We start from the raw sequence: 24,388 nt of genomic DNA, 5'->3' as shown, positions 1-24,388 counted from the left end.
GTTACTTTCTTTGCAGCAGCAAAGAAAGTGACCCCCGCCCCGGGGAGGGGCAGTGCTAATAAACCACCACGAAAACAGGATTCCACGACAACAAAGCAACAAACCTCACCGCACAGCAACAGCCTGCCTCACCGGCGCACCCAACGCCCGCAGCGTCTCCTTAACCGTAGAAATCCGCACAGCAAGATCAGGACTCCGCGCCTCGATGCGCAACTTGTCCTGCCCCGCGAGCTTGATGTGCTTATGCTTCTGAACCATCTCAATAATCTTCATCCCATCAACCGGCGGATTCGGAATGAACTGCAACGAGATCGACTGCTCGGCCGCATCGATCTTCGAGATGCCCAGCGGCTTCGCAGCCAGCCGCAACCGATGCGTCTCGACGAGCGCATGCGCCTGCGGCGGCAGCTTGCCGAAACGGTCGACAAGCTCTTCCAGAATGCCGTCGATAGCATCGCTCGATTCACAGTTCGCAAGCCGCTTGTACAGCGACAAACGCTCCTGTACATCGCCGCAATAATCGGCCGGCAGGATCGCGGGCGCGTGCAGGTTGATCTCGGTCGTCGCGGCAAGCGGCGCGTTCAGATCCGGCTCTCGACCTTCCTTCAAAGCGCGCACCGCGTCGTTCAGCATGTCCGTGTAAAGCTGGAAGCCGATCTCGTGAATCTCGCCCGATTGCTTGTCGCCGAGCACTTCGCCCGTGCCGCGGATTTCGAGGTCGTGCATCGCGAGATAGAAGCCCGAGCCGAGCTCCTCCATTTGCTGGATCGCTTCGAGCCGGCGCTGCGCCTGCTTGGTCAGCGACTGCGGATCGTGCACCAGCAGATACGCATACGCCTGGTGATGCGAGCGCCCCACGCGCCCGCGCAACTGATGCAGCTGCGCGAGACCGAACTTGTCCGAGCGATGCATGAGGATCGTGTTCGCGCTCGGCACGTCGATGCCCGTTTCGATGATCGTCGTGCACAACAGCACGTTCGCGCGCTGCCCGACGAAATCGCGCATCACGCGCTCGAGCTCGCGTTCGTGCATCTGTCCGTGCGCCACCGCGATACGCGCTTCCGGCACCAACGCCTCGAGCATCGTGCGGCGATTCTCGATCGTCTCGACCTCGTTGTGCAGGAAGTACACCTGGCCGCCGCGCTTGAGTTCGCGCAGCATCGCCTCGCGGATCACGCCGTCTTCCTCGCGCCGCACGAAGGTCTTGATCGCGAGTCGCTTCTGCGGCGCGGTCGCGATCACGGAGAAATCGCGCAGGCCTTCGAGCGCCATGCCGAGCGTACGCGGAATCGGCGTCGCGGTGAGCGTGAGCACGTCGACTTCCGCGCGCAACGCCTTCAACGCTTCCTTCTGCCGCACGCCGAAGCGGTGTTCCTCGTCGATGATCACAAGCCCGAGCCGCTTGAACTTCACATCGCCCGACAAGAGCTTGTGCGTGCCGATGACGATATCGACCGAGCCGTCATTGATCTGCTGCACGGCCGTCGATACTTCCTTGCCGGTCTTGAAGCGCGACAACTCCGCGATCCGCACGGGCCAGTCGGCGAAGCGGTCGGTGAAGGTCTGCGTGTGCTGTTCGGCGAGCAGCGTAGTGGGCGAAAGAATCGCGACCTGCTTGCCCGCCATCACCGCGATGAACGCGGCGCGCAGCGCGACTTCAGTCTTGCCGAAGCCGACGTCGCCACATACGAGGCGGTCCATCGGCTTGCCGCTCGTCATGTCGCCGATCACCGCCGCGATCGCCGCCGCCTGATCGGGCGTTTCCTCGAAGCCGAAGCTTTCCGCGAACTTCACGTAATCGCGCGGTTCGAGCTTGAACGCGTAGCCCTCGCGCGCGGCGCGGCGCGCGTAGAGATTGAGGAGTTCCGCCGCCGTATCGCGGATTTGCTGCGCAGCCTTGCGCTTGGCCTTTTCCCACTGGCCGGAACCGAGCGTGTGCAAAGGCGCGCTTTCCGGGTCCGCGCCGCTGTAGCGCGAGATCACATGCAACTGCGCGACCGGCACATACAGCTTCGATTCGTTCTGGTACTCGAGATGCAGGAATTCGGTTTCGCCTTCGCCCAGATCCATCGATACGAGGCCCATGTAGCGGCCGATGCCGTGCTGCGCATGAACGACGGGGTCGCCGATCTTCAGCTCGGCGAGATCGCGGACCATCGAATCGACATTGCTCGCCTGCTCCTGGCGACGTCGTCCGGCGCGGCGCGCGAGCGGCCCGTAAAGCTCCGTCTCGGTGATGATCGACAGCTTCTCCGCAGGCAGCGCGAAGCCGTTCGCCAGCGGCGCGATGCCGAGCGTGAATCTGGCATCGCTCGTGAGCCATTCCTGGAATGTGTCGCGCAACTCGCCGCGCAGGCCGTTGTCCGCGAGCAGTTGCTGCATCGTTTCACGCCGTCCCGCCGATTCCGCGACGAGCATCACGCGGTTCTCCGTCTGCTCCAGATAATGGCGCAGCGCGAGCAAAGGTTCGTCGGCGTGACGGTCGAGCGCGAGTCCCGGCAGCGGTACCGCCCAGCCGCCTTCCGGCGTGCTCGGGAATTTCAGCTGGGCGAAGGGCTTCGCGAACGTGAAGAAATCGTCGTCGCTCAGAAAGAGCCGGCGCGGTTCGAGCAAGGGACGCTCGCGGTCGTGCGAGAGAAAGTCGAAGCGCTGCTTCGTGTCGTTCGTGAAGCGCTTGATCGCCGCATCCATGTCGCCGACGAACGCGAGCTGGGAGCCTTCCGGCAGATAGTGGAAGAGCGTGGCGGTTTCGTCGAAAAAGAGCGGTAGATAATATTCGATGCCCGCCGACGGCACGCCGATGCCGATGTCCTTGTAAATCTGCGAGCGGCTCGGATCGCCCTCGAAGACTTCGCGCCAGCGGCTGCGGAAAGCGGTGCGCGCGGCTTCGTCGAACGGAAACTCGCGGCCCGGCAGCAGACGCACGTCGCGCACGGGGTAGAGGCTGCGCTGCGTGTCGGGATCGAATGCGCGGATGGAGTCCACCTGATCGTCGAAGAGGTCGATGCGATAGGGCAGCGCCGAGCCCATCGGATACAGGTCGATGAGCGAGCCGCGCACGCAGTATTCGCCCGGCCGCACGACCTGGCTTACGTGCTCGTAGCCCGCGAGCGTCAATTGCGCCTTGAGCTTGGCCTCGTTCAGGCGCTCGCCCTGCGTGAACGAGAACGTGTAGGCCGCGAGAAACGAGGCGGGCGGCATGCGGTAAAGCGCCGTCGTCGCGGGCACGATCAGAATGTCGCAACGGCCTTCGCCGAGGTCGTGCAGCGTGGCGAGACGCTCGGACACGAGATCCTGGTGCGGCGAGAACGTGTCGTACGGCAGCGTTTCCCAGTCCGGCAGAAGCCGCACGCGCGCGTCCGGTGCGAAGAAGGGGATTTCGGCGGCGAGGCGCTGCGCATCGACGGCGCCCGCGGTCAGGACCGTCAGGAGCGGCACGCTCTCGCGATACGCGGTGTGATAGCGCGCGATGGCGAGCGCATCGGCGGAGCCGGAGGCCCCGTCGAAGACGAAGCGCTGGCCCGGCTTCACGAGCGCGATGGGAGAACTGGACTGCGCGTTGACGGCTTTGGAAGGCATAGAGTGTGCATGGAGCCGTCCGGCAAACGCGGGTTCGGAGAGTCGACTACCGCGCGCGGGACGTGATCGCGAAAGACCTATTATAAAATCCGGGCTTCAACTTTGACTTGCCCACATTATTCGCCCGTGACTTCGCGCCTGTTTTCACTGATTCCCTGCGCCGGAACCGGCAGCCGTTCCGGTGCGCCGATGCCGAAGCAATACCAGACTGTCGCGGGCCGTCCGATGCTCGCGTACTCGCTTGCGGCGTTCGACGCGTGCTCCGAATTCTCGCAGACACTCGTCGTGCTCGCACCGGACGACCATCACTTCGACGCCCGCCGCTTCGCCGGACTGCGCTTCGCGGTCGAGCGCTGCGGCGGCGCCTCGCGGCAGGCGTCGGTGTACAACGGGCTGCTCGCGCTCGCGAAATTCGGCGCGCGCGAGGACGACTGGGTGCTCGTGCACGACGCCGCGCGGCCCGGCATCACGCCGGAGCTGATTCGCAAACTTGTCGCGGAACTGCGCGATGATACGGTCGGCGGCATTCTCGCACTGCCGCTCGCGGATACGCTCAAGCGCGTCGCACCGAACATGCCCGATGTGCCTGCCGTTGCAGGCGAAAGCGAGACGCGCATCGCACGCACGGAATCGCGCGACGGGCTCTGGCAGGCGCAGACGCCGCAAATGTTCCGGCTCGGCATGCTGCGCGAAGCGATCGAGCGTGCGCGTCACGACGGCCACGATCTGACGGACGAAGCGAGCGCCGTCGAATGGCTCGGGCACTCGCCGAAACTAGTTCAGGGCAGCTTGCGCAACTTCAAGGTGACCTATCCGGAAGATTTCGCGCTCGCGGGCGCGGTCCTCTCCGCGAACGCCTGACTCACACTCAACGAAGGTTTGAATCGATGGATTTCAGAATCGGACAAGGGTACGACGTCCACCAGCTCGTCGAGGGCCGCCCGCTCATCATCGGCGGCGTGACGATTCCCTACGAACGCGGCCTGCTCGGCCACTCCGACGCCGACGTGCTCCTGCACGCGATCACCGATGCGCTCTTCGGCGCGGCGTCGCTCGGCGATATCGGCCGGCATTTTCCGGACACGGCGACGGAATTCGCCGGCGCCGACAGCCGAGTGCTGCTGCGCGAGGCGTTCAAGCGCGTGTCGGAAGCGGGATTCGCCATCGCGAACGTCGACAGCACGATCATCGCGCAGGCGCCGAAACTCGCGCCCCATATCGATGCGATGCGCGCGAATATCGCCGCCGATCTCGATCTCGCCATCGACCGCGTGAACGTGAAGGCCAAGACCAACGAAAAGCTGGGCTATCTCGGCCGCAAGGAAGGCATCGAAGCGCAGGCTGCGGTGCTGCTGCGCCGTACATCCATCGACGGATAAGGCGACGCCACGCTGCCGGAGCGTGGCGTCTTCGAAGCCTTACTTTCCTTCCGCTTCGATCGTCAGCGCGACGGCATTGATCACTGCCGCGATGCGTCCGACGTCGCGCAATTGCGTCGTCGACATGCCTTCGGCCACGAGATTCGCGTAGTGCGATTTCACGCAGAAGTGGCACTTGCCGATGATCGACGCCGCGAGCGCGTACATCTCGAAGCGCCGCTTGTCGACGCCGCCGTGCGACGCATAGGCATTCATGCGCAGGCCGGCGGGCTGCGTTTTGAGATCGGCGTTGTCGGCCATCTCGAGGTACGGATACCAGACGTTGTTCATGCCCATCAGCGCGGCGGCGGTCAGCGCGGCGTTGGTCTCTTCCGGCGACAGCACGCCCGCGTTACGGATGATGCCGGTGAGCTTCGTCGCCTTCGCGGCATACGCGGCGGCTAGCGCGACGCCGACCGCATCATTGCCTTCGAGCGATGAGCGGGCAATCGTGCCATCGACGTTCAGGCGAATGTCCTTCGCGTAGTCGGGCACGAGTTCCTTGATCGCAGACAGGAATTCCATTGTTCTCTCCAGTTCGATGGCGTTAAAAAGCCCGCCGCGGCCGGATACGCTCGGCCGAAGGCGGGCTTCGCGGCATCAGGAAACGCTTACAGCGTCGAGCCGCCGACAGCGCGGTTGCACGGGCACAGTTCGTCCGTCTGCAAGCCGTCGAGAATACGCAGGACTTCTTCCGGGCTGCGGCCCACGTTCAGATTGTTGACGGACACGTGCTGAATGACGTTGTCCGGATCGACGATGAAGGTCGCGCGCAACGCCACGCCGGCTTCCTTGTCGCGCACGCCGAGCTGGTCGATCAGCTCGCCCTTCACGTCGCCGAACGCGTAGTGGTTCAGCTTGTTCAGATCCCTGTGCTCCCGGCGCCATGCGAGCTTGACGAACTCGTTATCGACGCTGCCGCCGAGCAGAACCGCGTCGCGATCCTCGAAATCTTTCGCCAGCTTCGCGAACTCGACGATTTCCGTCGGGCACACGAACGTGAAGTCCTTCGGATAAAAGTAAATGATCTTCCACTTGCCCGGAAACGACTGCTCGGTGATTTCCTCGAAAGCGGACTGGCCGTTCTCTTCGTGATGGTTGAAACCCGGCTTCGCAGCGGTAACGGTAAATGCTTCGACTTTATCGCCAACGGTCTTCATGCAGTAACTCCTGTGAAATCGTTGAAAGGACAAGCTCGACCAAATTACTGGATCGCCATAACGCACGCGTGACACTTTCATGCCAAGGCGTGCTACGCGTTAACCCGGTTCATCTTAACTCTAATTAAATGATCGGCTCGGTGGTTTCTGGCTACCGGTTCGGCCGATAAGCGGCGTCTAACCTTCGAAGCGCGCGCCGCCTTTCACGGGCGGGAAATCGATCGTCACTTCGAAGCCGGGAAGCGGCGTGCGGTTGCGCAGCCGCAGCGTGCCGCGCTGACGCGTGACGAGGCGCTGAACGATGGCCATGCCGAGACCCGTGCCGTTCGCCTGCGTGCGCGCCGTATCGACGCGATAGAACGGGCGCGTGATGAGCGCGACCTGATCGTCGGGAATGCCGCGGCCTTCGTCCATCACGGAGAGTTCGACCTTGCCGTGCGCGACGCGCGTCTGCAGCGTGATGCGCGCGATGTCGTCCTGTTCGCTGCGTCCGTACTTGCGCGCGTTTTCCAGCAGATTGCCGACCACGCGGCGCGCATCGGTCGGATCGCCTTCGATGACCGCGCCTTGCGCGAGATCGGTATGCATCACGACGCCGTCGTCGGCCTGAAAGCGCGCGGCGAGCTCGCTTGCGATCATCGAGAGATCCACCGCTTCGGGCATGCGCTGCATCGGCCGCGCGTAATCGAGGAAGCGGCCGATGATCATGTCCATCTGCTCGATGTCGTCGATCATCGCGAGCTTGGTCGCTTCGTCCGACGGGCTCATTTCCGTTTCCAGACGCAGGCGCGCGAGCGGCGTGCGCAGATCGTGCGAGATGCCCGCGAGCATCAGCGCGCGATCCGCTTCGAGCTGTTCGAGATCCTGCACCATCTGGTTGAAGCTTCGGTTCGTTTCCGCCGCCACGCCCATGCCGCGCTCGGGCAAAGGCTCAGGCGACTGCCCCGAGCCGACCTTGCGCGCCGCGAGCGCGAGGCGCGCGAACGGCCGGTTCACGAGACTCGTGATGAAGGCCGCGCCGAACAGCGACAGCGCGAGCGCGAACACGCCCCAGCCGGCCCATTGCAGGCCGGTGACGGTGTCGAGCTGATCGCGATCGAGCGCGACCCAGTAGTCGTCGTCATCGATCTTGAAGCTGATCCAGACACCGGGAATGTCGTTCACCGATTGCGCGATGATCGTCTCGTTGCCGAGCCGGCCGCGCACGTCGCGCTCGATCAGCCGGTTGAGCGATTCGTCCGGCTGCAGCTTGTATTTGTCGGTGGTCTCGCGCGGATACACGCGCACGCCCTCGTTGCTCTCCAGATCCTGAAGCAGCGCGCGGCGCAGATCGGGATCGGAATAGAGCAGGGCGGTGCGCGTGAGCTTGACCACGGCGACGAGCTGAAGCGCCACGCGCTGCGCGCGCGGTTCGCGTTCGATCACGCGAAAGCTCTGGAACCACGCCGTCAGACTGACGGCGATGAGCAGCGCGATCAGCGCGAAGGTTCGCCAGAACAGGCCGCCGAACGCGAGCGCCAGTAGCCGCCTGTCGATGCGCATGGGTCTGTCGGGTTCAGCTCGGTAAAGGGGAGAAAGCGTGACGAAACTCGCTCAAATATCGATCAGGCTGCGCCGTCGGGAATGAAGACGTAGCCGAGGCCCCATACGGTCTGAATGAAACGCGGGCTGCTGGGGTCGGGCTCGATCAGCTTGCGCAGACGCGAGATCTGCACGTCGAGGCTTCGATCGAACACTTCGTATTCACGTCCGCGCGCGAGTTCCATCAGCTTCTCGCGCGAGAGCGGCTGACGCGGATGACGCGCGAACACCTTCAGCACCGAAAACTCGCCGGTCGTCAGCGGAATTTCCTGGCCGTTCTTCGTGAGCGTGCGCGTCGCGAGGTTCAGCGCGAACTCGCCGAACTCGAACACTTCGGTGGTTTCGGACGGCGCGCCCGGCAATTCGGACGGCGTCTGACGACGCAGCACCGCGTGAATGCGTGCGACGAGCTCGCGCGGATTGAACGGTTTCGGCAGATAGTCGTCCGCGCCCATTTCCAACCCGACGATGCGATCGACGTCTTCGCCCTTCGCGGTGAGCATGATGATCGGCGTGCGATCGTTGCTGCCGCGCAGACGCCGGCAGATGGAAAGCCCGTCTTCGCCGGGAAGCATCAGATCGAGCACGAGCAGATCGAAGCGCTCGCGCACCCAGAGCTTGTTCATCGACGGCGCGTTTTCGGCGACGTACACGTTGAAGCCCTGTTCACCGAGATAGCGCCGCAGCAGATCGCGCAGGCGCGGATCGTCGTCGACGACGAGAATTTTTGAAGGGTTCTTGGTTTCCATGGAGGCATCTTAGCGCGTTTGATCAAACGCCGAGTTTGTAACAAAAGCGAGTGTAACAGTTCGTTACAAAATTTACGGAGGCTGTGGCACGGCCTAAGGGTTTGCTGCGTACACTCCTTTACCTAAGCCCGCCATTCGGTAGATACTCCATTAGACCAGCGCGTCATGCGGCCCGACCAAGCCCTTGTATGACGTGCGCGAAAAGAATGAGGCTGTCCGGTTGTCGAGCAACGAAGGGAACAACATGAAGGGAGCGCGGCAGCGCGGACCTGTGCGCTCCGAGCGCATCTTCAGAAAGACACTTCTTGCCAGTGCGCTCTACGCAGTACTGAGCACACCCCACGCCTATGCGCAGTCCACGGGCTTCGATCGCGGCATCTCCACTTCGCCAAATCGCTTCGACGGCCGCATGATTCGCGCGCAGCAGCGCGTGAGTAGCGTGAATAGCGCGGGTAAAGGCTCGACTCCTTCGAGCCAGGATCGCGACCCGAAAGGGCTGGCGATGCAACCCATCCAGCAGGTCGATCAGACACCGCCCGCGCGCCCGCCGCGCCACACAGTGATGACCGCCGACGAGCGCCGTCTCCTGCGGCAGCACATCGAAGAAGCGGTGCGCGATCTCTATAAGCGGTAAGCAGCGCGACCCGCGATGAACCGACGTCAATTCCTCTCGATTGCCGGCGCGTTCGCAGGATGTGCGGGCAGCTTGGAAGAAGCGTGCGCTATCGCACATTCCGATGCTTCGTCTTCTATTCGCTCGCTCGTGCTCGTCGATCTCGACGGCGGCAACGATGGGCTGAACACCGTCATTCCAGTCGCCGATCCTCGCTATCGCGCGTTGAGGCCGAATCTCGCCATATCGAAAGACCGGGCATTGACGCTCGATGAACGCACGGCCTTGCATCCGTCGCTGTCGCCGTTGATGAGCGTGTGGCGCGCGAACGATCTCGCGATCGTGCAGGGCGTCGGTTACGACGCGCCCAACCGCTCGCATTACCGCTCGCGCCAGATCTGGGATACCGCATCGCATGCCGATGAATATCGTGCCGATGGCTGGCTCGATCGCGTGAATGTCGTCACCGAGGTGAAGACGTTCAAGGCCGCAAGCGATGCCATCGCGCGCCCCGCGTCTCATCGCGTGAACGTGATCCGCCTCGCGCTTTACGGCTTCGATACGCACGAGAATCAGGCGCGCCGGCATGCGGCATGTCTTGCACAACTGGCTGAAGGACTCGCGTCGCTGCGCGCGTCGTCGATCGCGTCGGGAACGTGGAACCGCACGCTTGTGATGACGCGTTCGGAATTCGGGCGCGCCGCGCGCGAAAATGCCGCGTGCGGCACGGAGCACGGCGCGGCTTCGGCGCATTTCATGATGGGTGGACGTGTGCGCGGCGGACTATTCGGCACGCCGCCCCGGCTCGATCGGCTCGACGCGGACGGCGGCTTGCCCGTCGGCATCGACTTCAGACGGCTGTATGCGACGGTCCTCGACGCATGCTCACAGGGCGATTCCGCCTCGATCCTCGGCGCGCGTTTCGAGCCGCTACCGATTGTTCGCGTCTAACGCGTGCGCCATGTGATCCACAGCTTGCGGATCGGCGTGAGCGCGATGCGTTGATGCAGCACCTGAAAGTTTTCACGTTCGATCTCGTCGAAGAGCGCAAGCGATAGCGCGGCCTGCGCGCGCAGCACGCGTTGCGTCGCGCGTTCCGAGGCTGGGATGGCAGCCAGCGCATTGTCGAGCGCTTGCCGGGCGCGTCCGGTCTGAAAGCGCATGAGATCCGTGAAGGCATCGCTGTACTTTCGATTGATGACATCCGCGGCGGTCACGTTGAAGCGCTGCAACTCGTCGATAGGAATATAGATGCGGCCATTGCGCGCATCGCCGCCGATCTCCTGGACACGCTCCGCGAGCAGCAACGCCGATCCCAGCGGAGCGGCCCACGCGGCGGCCTGAACCGGATCGCGCGCGCTGGCCCGCGCAAGCGCCGTCGCGAACGCCCCGCCTGTCTGATCGAGATACCGTTTGAGACCGGGCCAGTCGAGATAGCGCGCCTGATCCAGATCCATGCCGAAACCATCGACGACCGTGGCGAGCGGCGCGCGCCATGCTGCATCGCCTTCATGCGCCTGCAATGCCTTGGTGACCGGGTGCGTCGGCTCGCCGCCATCGAGCCGGCCAAGCTCGCTCTGCCACCACGCGTGCTTCGTGCGGCCGATGGTCGGATCGCTGGTTTCCTTCACGGTCTCTTCGAGTTCGCGGTAGAGCGCGAAGAGCGCGGTCAGAAGCGGCTGGCTCGCGGCCGGCGCGCGGCGCAGCGCGTAGTACGTGCCGGAGCCTTCGGGGGCGGCCTTTTGCTGGCAATAGTCGTCGAAATTCACGAACGGGGCTTATGGGAGTTCGAAGGGGAGGCGTCGTGGGGTGTCGTCTTGCGGTTTCGCCACGCGGCGGACCGACGCATGGGCGCTCATTTTATCCGGCGGGGCGCGGCTTCGCCGACGCGAGTTCAGGCGGGTGATGGAGCGCGGGCATCGACTTCGCGGGTCGCTCGCAGGCGAAAGGCGAGGCGATGACGATCGAGCTGGGCGACATCGGCATCTAGCCGGTGAAAGCAGAGCCCCAAAACGAAAAACCCCTTTGCCGATGAAAGGGGTTTCGTTGTGGTGCGAGGAGGGGGACTCGAACCCCCACACCCTTGCGGGCGTCAGGACCTAAACCTGGTGCGTCTACCAATTTCGCCATCCTCGCAGCACGGCAGGCTCTGGGCTGATTCGGTGACGATTCGCGCCCGGCGATGCCGCCGTGTCCGGCACCGGTCCACTGTGCCAAGCCCGAAATTCTAACCGATCCGTCCGTCGATGTCTGCGAAAATGCGTCGATGCTTTTCGCTCGGTGAATCGGCTTGCAAGGCGCGCGCATGAGCGCCGATCCCGGACATACACGCTCCAGGATTGCCGCTTCGTGAGCGGCTGCCTACAATCCCGTTCATTCATCCGTCTCGACACTCAGGCTTACTTTCATGACTCGCAACGCGCGCAATCGCTTCGTCGCATGGCTCGGCATCGCCGCCATGTGGCTCGCGATCGTCGCGCCGGTCATCAGCCAGACGCTCGCAGCACGCGACGCCGCCACGACCGATCCGCAAGCGATCCTGTGCACGGTCGATGTGTCAGCACCGGATGCGCACGCGGGTCATCACGACTCCGCGAATCATTTCGACGCCTGTTCGTACTGCGGATTGCTCGCACACGATCTGCCCGTCGCGACGAGCGCCGCGCATGACGTGGCATCGATCGAGCGCGTCGTACGTGCCCCGACGTTCGCGAGCGCCGACCCGGTCGCCTCGAAATCCTTCAACGCCGCGAGCCCGCGCGCGCCTCCCGTTCTTTCCTGACATCGTCCTTCGTCCGGCCGTCTCGCTCATCCAGCGAGGGCGTCGGCGTTCTCGCCAGCATTGCGTGTTCTGTCCGCATGCCGCGCGCACGCCCAGTCTGAAAACACAAACATTCAACGAGAATCGCCATGCTTGCACCCAACCTGAACGCGGAGGTCGCGGCGCACCGTCGCACGCTCTGGCGCTGGCATTTCTATGCGGCGCTCTTCGTAATGCCGCTGCTCATCGTGCTCGCGATCACCGGCACGATCTATTGCTTCCAGCCGCAGATCGAGCCGCTTCTGTATCGCGACCAGATGGTCGTCGCGGATACGCACGGACCGCAGCTTCCCCGCGATGTCCTGCTCGCGAAGGCCGCCGCGAACGAGCCGCCCGGCGCCGTGCCGACGCTCGCGCAAATCGAAACCGATCGCACGCGCAGCGCCGAGTTCGTCTTTCGCCTGCCTTCGGGCGAGAGCGAAAGCGTGTATGTGAATCCCTATGACGGCGCGGTGCTCGGCACGCTGTCCGTCGAACATCGATTGATGAAGCAGGTGCGCAATCTGCATCGCGGGCTGATGCTCGGCAAGACCGGCGAACTCGTGATGGAACTGGCCGGTTGCTGGACTCTCGTGATGATCGGCACGGGCATCGCGCTGTGGTGGCCGAGCCGGTCGAACGCGCGACAGGGTGGCGTGTGGCTGCCGCGTCTGTCGTTGCAAGGACGCGCGTGGTGGCGCGATCTGCATGCGGTGGGCGGCATCTGGCTCGCCATCGGCGCGCTGTTCTTCGTGCTCTCGGGGCTGCCGTGGTCGGGATCGTGGGGCAAGGAGTTCAAGGCGCTCGCGACATCGGCGTCGCTCGGCTATCCGAAGGGCGCTTGGGGCGAAGCGCATGTGCATTCGGCCGCGCCCGGCGCCGCATCGAAGAACGCGGATGAGCACGCGATGCACGGCATGCACATGAAGATGGACGACCTCCCGCTGCATCAGACGCCGTGGGCCGTCGGTGCGACGACCGTGCCCGATAGCGCGAACGCTTCTTCGCCGGCCGCGCGCGTGTCGATCGACGACGTGGTCGCGCTCGCCACGAAAAACGGAATCGCCGACGACTACGGCATCGCGCTGCCCGACAAGCCGACGGGCGTCTACACGGTTTCGTACTTCCCGGCCGATCCGCGCGCCGAACGCACGCTTCACATCGATCAGTACAGCGGCCGCGTGCTGTCCGATATCGATTACGCGAGCTACGGACGCGTCGCGCAATGGATTTCGTATGGCACGTCGCTGCACATGGGGCGCTACTTCGGACTCGCGAACCAGATCGTCTGCTCCGCGATCTCGCTCGGGCTCGCGACGCTGGCCGTGACGGGCTTCATCATGTGGTGGAAGCGCCGGCCCGCGCGTGAGCTCGGCGCGCCGGCGCGTCCCATCAAGCGGCCGCCGATGCGCGCGTGGCGCGGCGGCCTGACCTTGCTGGGCGTGGTTTTCCCGCTGATGGGCGCGACGATGCTCGCCGTCTGGTGCCTCGACCGGTTCGCGTTCGGCGCGAAGCGCGCGGTCGTCTAGCGGTTGCCGAGCCCGACGCTCAGATCGAACCGAACCGGAGCCGCGTGAGTTGCTCGGCTTCGTTAGCGAGCAGGCGCGCGGCGTCGCGGATCGCCGTATCGAGCGTGATCGGGCCCGGCGCGGGCGAAAAGCAGCCGCTGAAGAACTCGGAGAGCCGCGGCAGCGCGGCCGAATCGACCGCGCCCGACAGCAGCGACGCCGGCACGCCCGAATCGCGCGCGTGCTTGCAGGCGATGAAGGGCGCCTTGCCGTGCAGCGTCTGGACATCCGAACGGCCTTCGCCCGTGATCAGCCAGTTCGCGCCTTCGAGCGCGGCATCGAGGCCGATTTCGCGCGCGACCACTTCCGCGCCCGTCTCGAAGCGCGCGCCGAGCATGTGCAGCGCGAAGCCGAGTCCGCCCGCCGCGCCCGCGCCGGGTTCGTTGCGCTTCGCGACGCCCATCGCGGGTTCGAGAAGATCGGCGAAATGGGTGAGGGCGGCGTCGATCGTCGCCACTTGTTCGGGCGTCACACCTTTTTGCGGACCGAAGATCGCGGTCGCGCCGTGATCGCCGGTGAGCGGATTGTCGACATCCGACATGCCGACGAACTTTGCATCCTTCACACGCGGATCGAGTCCCGATGCGTCGATGCGCGCGATCTGCGCCAGCGCCGACGGCACCGGTGCGAGTTCCTTGCCGGCCGCATCGAAAAGTTTGAGCCCGAGTCCGACGAGCAGGCCCGCGCCGCCGTCGTTGGTGCTGCTGCCGCCGAGCGCGACGTAGAACGTGCGCGCGCCGGAATCGAGCAGCGCGCGAATCGCCTCGCCCATGCCGAGCGTGCTGCGCTCGGTGACCGGCACGGCCATGCCATCCGGATCCGTGATGCCGACGACTTCCGCCGTTTCGATGATCGCGCCGCCATCGTCGAGCAGGCCAGTCGCGGCATCGCGACGCGCGGCGGCCGCGCCGCGCACGTTGAGCATGCGGCGCTCGCCGCCCGCCGAGAGCATCGCGTCGAGCGTGCCTTCGCCGCCGTCGGCCATCGGGCGGATGCGGATGTCGGCGTCCGGCCGTGCGCGCCTGATGCCTTCCGCGATGGCGTTCGCGACGCCTTCCGCGGAGAGCGAGCCCTTGAAGGAATCGGGAGCGATGACAACTACAGGAGCAGCAGACGTGGCGTTAGGCATGGTGTCTCGAATGTTCTGGTGTGAAGGAACGATTGAAAAGCCGCGGCGATGCCTTATCTATGCACTTGTTGCATGCGCTTCATGCCATGCGGCAATGGATTGCGCGCCGGACGGCTTCGTCGCTTGAATCATGCGCCGGCAAGCTTATCAGCGCGGCGCGCGCCGCAAAATAGCGGCGCGCCGATAACGGGAATTGTGCGCGTGGGAGCGCGTCCGAAAAACGCGGATTTACGCCGAAATTCGCCCATCAAACGGGCGCTTTTCCGGGCAAATTCGGCTGAAACGGCGTCTTGACGAATTCGTCGGACGGACCGCGCGGAATTGTTTGCTAAAATACTTGGCTCTGTTGACTGACACCGTGTCGGGCGACGTTCCGGCACGCCGCGAGATGCGTTTTTTACGCGTCTTTCGGCGCCAGGCGTCGATTTCGGCCGGCTCCCGCAGAGCCCGCATCCGGACCCGCGCCTTAAGAACCGCGGAAGAACCGAACACCGAATTTACGATTTACTCTAGGACGATTTCAGCCATGGCTAACGTAGTTGAGAACCTCGGCAAGCTCGAACGCCGCGTGACGATTTCCCTGCCGAAAGACACCGTGCAGAAGGAAGTGGATTCGCGCATCCGCCAGTTGGCCAAGAACGTGCGCATGCCGGGCTTCCGCCCGGGCAAGGTGCCGCTCAAGATGGTGACGCAGCAGTACGGCGGCCAGGTCGAGGCGGAAGTGCTGAGCGACAAGGTCGGCAAGGAATTCTTCGACGTCACGCGCGCCGAAAATCTGCGCGTCGCGGGCCAGCCGAGCTTCGCGCCGAAGTCGGAAGTCGCAGCCGACGCCTACGCGTTCGACGCGACCTTCGAGGTCTATCCGGAAGTGCAACTCGGCGATGTGGCGAACGCTGAAATCGAACGCACGGTCACGACCATCTCCGAAGCTGAAGTCGATCGCACGCTGGACATCCTGCGCAAGCAGCGCGTGCACTTCCACGCCCGCGGTGAAGCCGGCGAGCATGGCGACGGCGGCGAGAGCACGGCAGCGGCCGACGGCGACCGCGTGACGCTCGACTTCGTCGGCAAGATCGACGGCGTCGCGTTCGAAGGCGGCAGCGCGGAAGACTTCGCGTTCGTGCTGGGCGAAGGCCGCATGCTGCCCGAATTCGAGCAAGCCGCGACGGGCCTGAAGGTCGGCGAATCGCGCGATTTCGACCTCAAGTTCCCCGAGGACTACCACGGCAAGGACGTCGCGGGCAAAACGGCGCAGTTCACGATCACGGTCAAGAAGATCGAGTGGCCGCATCTGCCGGAAATCAACGCGGACTTCGCGAAGTCGCTCGGCATCGAAGACGGCGATCTCACGAAGATGCGCACCGAGATCAAGGACAACCTGGAGCGTGAAGCGAAGCGCCGCACGCAGCAGATCGTGAAGAACCAGGTCATGGACGCGCTCCTGAAAATCTCCGAGCTGGACGTGCCGAAGGCGCTGATCGAGCAGGATCAGCAGCGTCTCGTCGAAATGGCGCGCCAGGACCTGCAGCAGCGCGGCGTGCCGAACGCCGCCGACGCGCCGATCCCGGCCGAAATGTTCGCCGAGCAGGCCGAGCGCCGCGTGAAGCTGGGCCTCGTGCTGGCCGAGCTGGTGAAGGCCAACGAACTCCAGGCGAAGCCGGAACAGATCCGTGCTGAAGTGGACGAATTCGCCAAGAGCTACGAAGACCCGAAGGAAGTCGTCCGCTGGTATTATTCGAACCAGCAGCGCCTCGCCGAGATGGAAGCGTACGTCGTGGAAAGCAACGTCGTCGATTTCGTCCTGGGCAAGGCCAAGGTGACCGACAAGGAAGTCAGCTTCGAGGAACTGGCCAGCGCAACGGCGCAAGCCTGACGCGTTAGGCAAGGGGCGTGCGGAGTCGTCGGACTGACGGCTCGCACGCCTTTTTTGCATTAAAGTTTGGGCGTTTGCATGCCGTTCTATTGGATGTTCCTTTGTCGTTCAGTATCCCTATTCCGAACAAGGAAATTGCATGACCTTTCGCGCTGAATTGCTCGACACGTTGGCGTCCCACGCATCGCGGGACTTCGAAGCCCAGGCGCTCGGCCTCGTTCCGATGGTCGTGGAAACGAGCGGCCGCGGCGAGCGGGCCTATGACATTTATTCGCGCCTCCTGAAGGAGCGCGTGGTGTTTCTCGTCGGCGAGGTGAACGACCAGTCGGCGAACCTCGTCGTCGCCCAGTTGCTGTTCCTCGAAAGCGAGAACCCGGACAAGGACATCAGCCTGTACATCAACAGCCCTGGCGGCTCGGTTTCGGCCGGCATGGCGATTTACGACACCATGCAGTTCGTGAAGCCCGATGTCTCCACGCTGTGCATGGGTCTCGCCGCGAGCATGGGCGCGTTCCTGCTGGCGGCGGGCGCGAAGGGCAAGCGCGTCGCGCTGCCGAACGCGCGCGTGATGATTCACCAGCCGCTCGGCGGCGCGCGCGGTCAGGCATCGGACATCGAGATCCAGGCGCGGGAAATCCTGTACCTGAAGGAACGTTTGAATCAGTTGCTGTCGCATCACACGGGTCAGCCGGTCGAGCGCATCGCGCGCGACACTGATCGCGACAACTTCATGTCGGGCGACGATGCGCAAGCTTACGGCCTCGTCGACCAGGTGCTTCACAAGCGTCCCTGAAGGCGTCCGGAGCGGCGCCGCGCCGGCCCTCGGAGACGAAAAGCCGGCCAGGAGTGCGAAGTCGCGCGTGCGGCGCAACGCCAAAAACGCGCTTCTTTCGACCTCGCGGGTGCGAATCTGCGTCGTCGAATCGAAGCGCGTATCATGTAACAAGAGTGTCCGGAGGCTTACACATTTATGGCGGACAAAAAAGGTTCCAGCAGCGAAAAGCTGCTGTATTGCTCGTTCTGCGGAAAAAGCCAGCATGAGGTGAAGAAGCTCATCGCTGGGCCGTCGGTGTTCATCTGCGACGAATGTATCGATCTGTGCAACGAGATCATTCGCGACGAGGCAGCCGGCGCGGCGGAGGAGGCTGGGCTGACGAGGTCCGACCTGCCGAGCCCGCAGGAAATCAGCGATATCCTCAACCAGTACGTCATCGGCCAGGAACGCGCGAAGAAAATTCTCGCCGTGGCCGTGTACAACCATTACAAGCGGCTCAAGCATCTCGACAAGAAAGACGAGATCGAGCTGTCGAAGAGCAACATTCTTCTGATCGGGCCGACCGGCTCGGGCAAGACGCTGCTCGCGCAGACGCTCGCCCGCATGCTGAACGTGCCGTTCGTGATCGCGGATGCAACGACGCTGACCGAAGCCGGCTATGTCGGCGAGGACGTCGAGAACATCATTCAGAAGCTGCTGCAGAACTGCAACTACGAAGTCGACAAGGCGCAGCGCGGAATCGTTTACATCGACGAAATCGACAAGATCAGCCGCAAGTCGGACAACCCGTCCATCACGCGCGACGTGTCGGGCGAGGGCGTGCAGCAGGCATTGCTCAAGCTGGTCGAAGGCACGATGGCGTCGGTGCCGCCGCAAGGCGGACGCAAGCACCCGAACCAGGATTTCATCCAGGTCGATACGACCAACATCCTGTTCATCTGCGGCGGCGCGTTCGATGGGCTGGAAAAGGTCATCACGGACCGCACCGAGAAGACTGGTATCGGTTTCGGCGCGAGCGTGAAGAGCAAGCAGGATCGCGACGCAGGCGAAGTGCTGCGCGAAGTCGAGCCGGAAGATCTGATCAAGTTCGGTCTGATTCCTGAACTGATCGGCCGTCTGCCCGTGGTGGCGACGCTCGGCAAGCTCGATGAAGCCGCGCTCGTGAAGATTCTCATCGAACCGAAGAACGCGCTGGTGAAGCAGTATCACAAGCTCTTCGCGATGGAACGCGTGGAACTGGAAATCCGCCCGGCGGCGTTGCAGGCCATCGCGCAGAAGGCGATTCGCCGCAAGACCGGCGCGCGCGGCCTGCGTTCGATTCTGGAACAGGCGTTGCTCGACGTGATGTACGAACTGCCGACCATGAAGGGCGTTTCGAAGGTGATCGTCGACGACAACACGATCGACGGCGACGGCAAGCCGCTGCTCATCTACGAAGACGCACCGAAAGTAGCAGGATCGAACTGAAGCAGGCTGTGTGTCGGCGAAAGGCCGTTCATGGCGACGTGAACGGCCTTTTATTTTTTTCGGTTTATCTTGTGGACGTTACTGACGCGATCTTTGACTAACGACTTTTCCCTTCCGATAAAGGCTTGCAATAGCTCTGAACGGCCTTACTTACGACTGAACTGATTCCATTAATGGGGAAATGAAATGTCAGGAACCCAACTCCTCCCGCAGGAACGCATTACGCTGCCGCTGCTCCCGCTGCGCGACGTAGTCGTTTTCCCGCATATGGTGATTCCGCTCTTCGTCGGGCGGCCTAAGTCGATCAAGGCCCTCGAAGCCGCGATGGAAGGCGGCAAGCACATCATGCTCGTCGCCCAGAAGACGGCGGCGAAAGATGAACCGACCGAAAAGGACATGTACGAAGTGGGATGTGTCGCCAACATCCTGCAAATGCTGAAGCTGCCCGATGGCACCGTGAAAGTGCTCGTCGAAGGTTTGCAACGCGCCAAGACGCTCTCGATCGAAGAGCAGGAAACGCAATTCTCGTGCGACGTGATGCCGCTCGAGCCCGATCACGCCGACAGCGCTGAAACCGAAGCGCTGCGCCGCGCGATCGTTTCCCAGTTCGATCAGTACGTGAAGCTCAACAAGAAGATTCCGCCGGAGATCCTGACGTCGCTGTCGGGTATCGACGAAGCGGGTCGTCTTGCCGACACCATCGCCGCGCATTTGCCGCTCAAGCTCGATCAGAAGCAGCACATCCTCGAGATGTTCCCTGTGATCGAGCGTCTGGAGCATTTGCTCGCGCAGCTCGAAGCCGAAATCGACATCCTTCAGGTCGAGAAGCGCATTCGTGGCCGCGTGAAGCGTCAGATGGAGAAGAGCCAGCGCGAGTACTACCTGAACGAACAGGTCAAGGCCATTCAGAAGGAACTGGGCGAAGGCGAAGAGGGCGCGGATCTCGAAGAACTCGAGAAACGCATCACCGCCGCGCGCATGCCGAAGGAAGCCAAGAAAAAGGCCGATGCCGAGCTCAAGAAGCTGAAGCTCATGTCGCCGATGTCCGCGGAAGCGACCGTCGTGCGCAACTACATCGACACGCTGATCGGTTTGCCGTGGCGCAAGAAGAGCAAGGTCAACAATGACCTCACGAACGCCGAGCGTGTGCTGGACGAAGACCACTTCGGTCTCGAGAAGGTGAAGGAACGCATTCTCGAGTACCTCGCGGTTCAGCAACGCGTCGAGAAGGTGAAGGCGCCGATCCTGTGCCTCGTCGGGCCTCCGGGCGTCGGCAAGACTTCGCTTGGGCAATCCATCGCCCGTGCGACGAACCGCAAGTTCGTGCGCATGGCGCTGGGCGGCGTGCATGACGAGTCCGAGATTCGCGGTCACCGTCGCACGTATATCGGTTCGATGCCCGGCAAGATCCTGCAGAGCCTGACGAAGGTCGGCGTGCGCAATCCGCTTTTCCTGCTCGACGAAGTTGACAAGATGGGCATGGATTTCCGCGGCGATCCGGCTTCCGCGCTGCTCGAAGTGCTCGACCCGGAACAGAACCACACGTTCGCGGACCACTACATCGAAGTGGACTTCGACCTGTCGGACGTGATGTTCGTGGCAACGTCGAACTCGCTGAACATTCCGCCGCCGCTGCTCGACCGGATGGAAGTCATCCGTCTGTCGGGTTACACGGAAGACGAGAAGGTCAGCATCGCGACGCGTTACCTGTTGCCGAAGCAGAAGCGCAACAACGGCTTGAAGGACGGCGAGATCGATGTCACCGAGCAAGCCATCCGCGACATCATTCGTTACTACACGCGTGAAGCGGGCGTGCGTTCGCTCGAGCGCGAAGTATCGAAGATCTGCCGCAAGGTCGTGAAGATGTTGCTGCTGAAGAAGGCCGAAGGCGCCGTGAAGGTCGATGGCTCCAACCTCGACACCTTCCTCGGCGTGCGCAAGTATGACTTCGGTCTGGCCGCGAAGGACAACCAGATCGGTCAGGTCACGGGTCTTGCGTGGACGGAAGTCGGCGGCGATCTGCTGACGATCGAAGCGGCGGTGATGCCCGGCAAGGGCGGTGTGATCCGCACGGGTTCGCTCGGCGACGTGATGAAGGAATCCGTCGAAGCGGCGCGCTCGGTGGTGCGTTCGCGTTCGCGTCGTCTCGGCATCACGGACGAGTCCTTCGAGAAGAAGGACATTCACATCCACGTGCCGGAAGGCGCGACGCCGAAGGACGGTCCGTCCGCCGGTATCGCGATGACCACGGCGCTGGTGTCGGTGCTGACGGGCATTCCGGTTCGCGCGGATGTTGCGATGACGGGCGAAATCACGCTGCGCGGCGAAGTGCTGCCGATCGGCGGATTGAAGGAGAAGCTGCTGGCAGCGCATCGCGGCGGCATCAAGCTCGTGCTGATCCCCGAGGAGAACACCAAGGATCTGGCCGAGATTCCCGACAACGTGAAGAACGCCATCGAGATCGTGCCGGTTCGCTGGATCGATCGCGTGCTGGAACTGGCGCTCGAACGCGCGCCGGAGTCGTTGCCCGAGGAAGAAGCGAAGGCAACGCCGGTCACGGCCGAGCAAAAGGACGCGCCTGCATCGGGCGAGTTTGTGAAGCACTGAGCGCTTCTCGCGACACGGTTTCATCGCCGTGTTGCGTGATCGAAGCTAAAACCCGCGGGCGTTTGCCTGCGGGTTTTTCTTTTTGCGAAACGCTTTTCGAAGAGGTCTTCTAAAACGCTTCAAACCCGCGCCGAGTAAGGCTCAACCCCCGTTGACACGCTTCTTTCGGCTAAGTTAAATGAGCGCCGCATCCATCATATCGAGATGCCATTCGCATCGATGCTGGACCAGATCGATTACAACGTGCCAATACTGATTCGGGGATCACCATGAACAAGACGGAATTAATCGACCATATCGCGCAGCAAGCCGATATCTCCAAGGCCGCAGCCGGCCGCGCGCTCGAAGCGGTGATCGGCGGCGTGAGCGCGACGCTGAAGAAGGGCGGCACTGTGACGCTCGTCGGCTTCGGGACGTTCGCCGTGGGCAAGCGCACCGCGCGCACGGGCCGCAATCCGCGCACGGGCGATGCGATCAAGATCGAAGCCGCGAAGGTCCCGAAATTTCGCCCTGGCAAAGCGCTGAAGGATGCGCTAAACTAGCGGACTCGCTGGATACGGCGCTTCTCAAACGAAGCGCATGAATTCAGCGCAGCGCAAACCGAATGAATTTGCGGACCGGGTGCTTAGCTCAGTTGGTAGAGCGGCGCCCTTACAAGGCGTAGGTCGGGAGTTCGAGCCTCTCAGCACCCACCAGGTCTCAGTTCATTGCGCGCTACCCAGGAGCGGTAGTTCAGTTGGTTAGAATACCGGCCTGTCACGCCGGGGGTCGCGGGTTCGAGTCCCGTCCGCTCCGCCAGAATCGAACATGAAAGTCCCGCAAGCTGTATCGCTTGCGGGACTTTTCTGTTTTTTGCGCGTGATTCCGCGTCGTTAAGAATGCTAACGATTGCGCAAAGAAGCACGCGTCTGTGTACCGCTGATCCGCTGCACACAAGGTATTTCCGGAGCGTGAGACCTTTCACTACGGAAAGTCGGCGCGACTATTTCGCTCTTGAGAACGCAAATCCCATCTGCCTTTCGCCTTTTCCCCGTCCACTGTTGTAATATCGAGCGTTTTGTTATAACCACGCAGCGCACGCATGCTCGACTTTTTCCGTAATCACCAGCGCCTGATGATGGCTCTGCTGATCCTGATCATCGTGCCCGGTCTGGGCATGGTCGGGATCCAGGGCTTCAGCAACTATTTCGACGAAAGCTCCTACGTCGCCAGCGTGAATGGCCACAAGATCACGCGCGCGGAGTTCGACAGCGCCTTCCGTCAGCAAGTGGACCGCGCCCGCTCGATGCTCGGCGCGCAGTTCGACGCCAAGATGTTCGACACGCCCGAGGCACGCGCCGCGATGGTCGACAGCCTCGTGCAGCAACGCGCGATGGCCGACGAAACGCAGCGCCTGCATCTGACCGCGTCGGATGACGCCGTGCGCCGCGCGCTGCTTTCCGATCCGGTGATCTCGTCGCTGAAGAAACCCGACGGCAGCATCGACCTCGATCGCTACAAGCAACTGCTCGCAATGCAGGGCATGACACCCGCGCAGTACGACGAGCGCATGCGCTACACGATCGCGACCGAGCAGATTCCGGGCAGCATCCAGACGACGTCGTTCACATCGAAAGCGCTTGCGCAGAGTCTGACGGAGCTTGCCGAGCAGAAGCGCTCGGTGCAGGGTCTGTCGCTGCGTGCGGCCGACTACACCGCGAAGATCCAGCCCACCGACGCGCAGCTCAATGCGTACTACGACGCGCATCGCAACGACTTCGCGACGCCGGAGACGGCCACGATCCAGTATCTGCTGCTGTCGCCATCGACGGTCGCGGCGGCATCGAAGCCGAGCGACGCCGAGCTCAAGAAATATTACGACGACAACATCCAGCGCTATCGCACGGAAGCGGAAGTGCGCGCGAGCCACATTCTCGTGAACGCGCCGAAGGACGCGAGCGCGGCGGACAAGGCGAAGGCGAAGCAGAAAGCCGAAGAACTGCTCGCGCAAGTCAAGGCGCATCCCGACCAGTTCGCGCAGATCGCGCAGAAGAACTCGGACGATCCCGGTTCGGCGAGCAAGGGCGGCGATCTCGGCTACTTCGCGCGCGGCCAGATCGCGGGCGGCAAGGCTTTCGACGACGCCGCGTTCGGCCTGAAGAAGGGCGAGGTGAGCAATATCGTCGAGTCGGACTTCGGATATCACATCATCCAGGCGACCGATGTGAAGCCGTCCATCACGAAGCCGTTCGATGAAGTGAAAGATTCGCTCGCCAAGGACTATGCGGCCCAGCAAGGCACGAAGGGCTTCGCCGAAAACGCGCAAGGCTTCACCGATCTCGTCTACGAGAAGGCGAAAACGCTGCAACCCGCCGCGGACAAATACAAGCTGACGATCCAGACCGCGACGGTCGGCCCGAAGCCGAATCCGCAGTTGCCGCAGGACAATCCGCTCAACAATCCGAAGTTCCTCGCGGCCGTCTTCGCGCCGGACGCGGTGAAGGACCGCAACAACACGCAGGCCATCGACGTCGGCAACAACACGCTGATCGCCGCGCGCGTGACCGACTACAAGGCTTCGTCGGTTCCGGCGTTCGACGCCGTGAAGGACGACGTGCGCAAGAAGGTGATCGCGGAAATGGCCGCTGCGATGGCGAAGAAAGAAGGCGAAGCGAAGCTTGCGAATCTGCAGAAGTCGAAGTCGGCCGATGGTTTCACGTCGCCCGTCACGGTTTCGCGTAACGACGCGCAAGGCTTGCCGCCCGCTGCGCTGAGCGCGATCTTCAAGGTGGATGCATCGAAGCTGCCGGCTTATGTCGGTGTGGATCTCGGCGCGGACGGTTATGCGATCTATCGCGTGAACGGCATCGAGAAGGCCACGCCGGTTGCCGCCGATCGTCTCGCGGGGGCGCAGCAGCAGGTCGCGCAGGTCTATGCGCAAGCCGACATGGAGGCGTACATCAACGCGTTGAAGGCGCGCTCGAAGGTCAAGCTTAGCCAGGCGCCGCCGCCGTCGTCGTCGAACTGATCGACGCTGGCGTCGTTAAAAAAGCCCCGCTACCGAAAGGATGCGGGGCTTTTGCTTGGGCT

General features: G+C 63.1%; 19 protein-coding genes and 3 tRNA genes. 14 read left to right on the top strand and 8 right to left on the bottom strand.

The genetic code is table 11. From position 1 onward, the window contains the following. Window positions 1-105: 105 nt before the first annotated feature. Window positions 106-3,579: a transcription-repair coupling factor gene (gene mfd, locus PQR08_RS31950; protein WP_238215638.1), complete on the bottom strand. Its 3,474-nt coding sequence runs from the start codon at window positions 3,577-3,579 to the stop codon at window positions 106-108. A 126-nt stretch (window positions 3,580-3,705) separates the two neighbouring features. Here mfd and ispD point away from each other — a divergent pair, with 126 nt between their 5' ends. After that, window positions 3,706-4,440, top strand: a complete 735-nt coding sequence (ispD, locus tag PQR08_RS31945) for a 2-C-methyl-D-erythritol 4-phosphate cytidylyltransferase (protein WP_187604798.1) — start codon at window positions 3,706-3,708, stop codon at window positions 4,438-4,440. 26 nt (window positions 4,441-4,466) lie between these two features. Then, a complete protein-coding gene (gene ispF / locus PQR08_RS31940) occupies window positions 4,467-4,958 on the top strand; it encodes a 2-C-methyl-D-erythritol 2,4-cyclodiphosphate synthase (RefSeq protein WP_187604797.1) in 492 nt (163 codons plus the stop codon). A gap of 39 nt (window positions 4,959-4,997) precedes the next feature. On the opposite strand, the gene PQR08_RS31935 is transcribed toward ispF, so the two are convergent. The 4 genes from PQR08_RS31935 to ompR all read right to left on the bottom strand — a co-directional run bounded on the left by PQR08_RS31935 (window position 4,998) and on the right by ompR (window position 8,487). After that, on the bottom strand, window positions 4,998-5,522 hold the full coding sequence (locus PQR08_RS31935) for a carboxymuconolactone decarboxylase family protein (protein WP_250483566.1): 525 nt from the start codon (window positions 5,520-5,522) through the stop codon (window positions 4,998-5,000). 86 nt (window positions 5,523-5,608) lie between these two features. Continuing rightward, window positions 5,609-6,157, bottom strand: a complete 549-nt coding sequence (locus PQR08_RS31930; RefSeq protein WP_238215644.1) for a peroxiredoxin — start codon at window positions 6,155-6,157, stop codon at window positions 5,609-5,611. A gap of 177 nt (window positions 6,158-6,334) precedes the next feature. Next, complete coding sequence (locus tag PQR08_RS31925; protein ID WP_035498710.1) at window positions 6,335-7,699, bottom strand: ATP-binding protein; 1,365 nt, start codon at window positions 7,697-7,699, stop codon at window positions 6,335-6,337. Window positions 7,700-7,761: 62 nt separating this feature from the next. Then, on the bottom strand, window positions 7,762-8,487 hold the full coding sequence (ompR, locus tag PQR08_RS31920; protein WP_008349770.1) for an osmolarity response regulator transcription factor OmpR: 726 nt from the start codon (window positions 8,485-8,487) through the stop codon (window positions 7,762-7,764). 193 nt (window positions 8,488-8,680) lie between these two features. Here ompR and PQR08_RS31915 point away from each other — a divergent pair, with 193 nt between their 5' ends. Further along, a complete protein-coding gene (locus tag PQR08_RS31915; protein ID WP_238293810.1) occupies window positions 8,681-9,121 on the top strand; it encodes a hypothetical protein in 441 nt (146 codons plus the stop codon). Between the two features lie 15 nt (window positions 9,122-9,136). Next, the gene (locus PQR08_RS31910) at window positions 9,137-10,051 is read left to right on the top strand and encodes a DUF1501 domain-containing protein (protein ID WP_250483567.1); all 915 of its coding nucleotides are present in this window, start codon (window positions 9,137-9,139) and stop codon (window positions 10,049-10,051) included. Here PQR08_RS31910 and PQR08_RS31905 read toward each other — a convergent pair. After that, complete coding sequence (locus PQR08_RS31905) at window positions 10,048-10,869, bottom strand: squalene/phytoene synthase family protein (RefSeq protein WP_250483568.1); 822 nt, start codon at window positions 10,867-10,869, stop codon at window positions 10,048-10,050. The genes PQR08_RS31910 and PQR08_RS31905 overlap by 4 nt on opposite strands. Before the next feature lie 280 nt (window positions 10,870-11,149). Beyond that, window positions 11,150-11,236: transfer RNA gene (locus PQR08_RS31900), tRNA-Leu, on the bottom strand. Between the two features lie 271 nt (window positions 11,237-11,507). On the opposite strand from PQR08_RS31900, the gene PQR08_RS31895 reads away from it, so the two are divergent. Both PQR08_RS31895 and PQR08_RS31890 read left to right on the top strand, forming a co-directional pair. Continuing rightward, entirely contained in the window at window positions 11,508-11,882 is a 375-nt protein-coding gene (locus tag PQR08_RS31895; RefSeq protein ID WP_250483569.1) for a DUF2946 domain-containing protein, read from the top strand. A gap of 128 nt (window positions 11,883-12,010) precedes the next feature. Then, entirely contained in the window at window positions 12,011-13,429 is a 1,419-nt protein-coding gene (locus PQR08_RS31890; protein WP_250483570.1) for a PepSY-associated TM helix domain-containing protein, read from the top strand. Between the two features lie 19 nt (window positions 13,430-13,448). Here PQR08_RS31890 and PQR08_RS31885 read toward each other — a convergent pair whose 3' ends face one another. Further along, on the bottom strand, window positions 13,449-14,597 hold the full coding sequence (locus tag PQR08_RS31885; RefSeq protein ID WP_250483571.1) for a glycerate kinase family protein: 1,149 nt from the start codon (window positions 14,595-14,597) through the stop codon (window positions 13,449-13,451). A gap of 526 nt (window positions 14,598-15,123) precedes the next feature. Here PQR08_RS31885 and tig point away from each other — a divergent pair. From tig to PQR08_RS31845, 8 genes are all read left to right on the top strand, one after another. Next, window positions 15,124-16,470, top strand: a complete 1,347-nt coding sequence (gene tig / locus PQR08_RS31880; protein ID WP_238293737.1) for a trigger factor — start codon at window positions 15,124-15,126, stop codon at window positions 16,468-16,470. A 139-nt stretch (window positions 16,471-16,609) separates the two neighbouring features. Next, window positions 16,610-17,263, top strand: a complete 654-nt coding sequence (clpP, locus tag PQR08_RS31875; RefSeq protein ID WP_035498698.1) for an ATP-dependent Clp endopeptidase proteolytic subunit ClpP — start codon at window positions 16,610-16,612, stop codon at window positions 17,261-17,263. A 177-nt stretch (window positions 17,264-17,440) separates the two neighbouring features. Beyond that, window positions 17,441-18,712, top strand: a complete 1,272-nt coding sequence (gene clpX / locus PQR08_RS31870; RefSeq protein ID WP_035498697.1) for an ATP-dependent Clp protease ATP-binding subunit ClpX — start codon at window positions 17,441-17,443, stop codon at window positions 18,710-18,712. A 186-nt stretch (window positions 18,713-18,898) separates the two neighbouring features. Beyond that, window positions 18,899-21,319: an endopeptidase La gene (gene lon, locus PQR08_RS31865; RefSeq protein WP_035498696.1), complete on the top strand. Its 2,421-nt coding sequence runs from the start codon at window positions 18,899-18,901 to the stop codon at window positions 21,317-21,319. 215 nt (window positions 21,320-21,534) lie between these two features. After that, a complete protein-coding gene (locus PQR08_RS31860) occupies window positions 21,535-21,861 on the top strand; it encodes an HU family DNA-binding protein (RefSeq protein ID WP_273591749.1) in 327 nt (108 codons plus the stop codon). Window positions 21,862-21,938: 77 nt separating this feature from the next. Then, window positions 21,939-22,014, top strand: a tRNA-Val gene (locus PQR08_RS31855). Between the two features lie 26 nt (window positions 22,015-22,040). Continuing rightward, window positions 22,041-22,117, top strand: a tRNA-Asp gene (locus PQR08_RS31850). Window positions 22,118-22,400: 283 nt separating this feature from the next. Further along, window positions 22,401-24,326 carry a SurA N-terminal domain-containing protein gene (locus tag PQR08_RS31845; protein ID WP_238293739.1) on the top strand — a complete coding sequence of 642 codons (1,926 nt, stop codon included), beginning with the start codon at window positions 22,401-22,403 and terminating at the stop codon, window positions 24,324-24,326. Window positions 24,327-24,388: the final 62 nt, after the last annotated feature.

Source organism: Caballeronia jiangsuensis (assembly GCF_046030135.1).
In the GTDB taxonomy this organism is placed as follows: domain Bacteria; phylum Pseudomonadota; class Gammaproteobacteria; order Burkholderiales; family Burkholderiaceae; genus Caballeronia; species Caballeronia jiangsuensis.
This window is presented reverse-complemented; position numbering and strand designations above follow the sequence as displayed.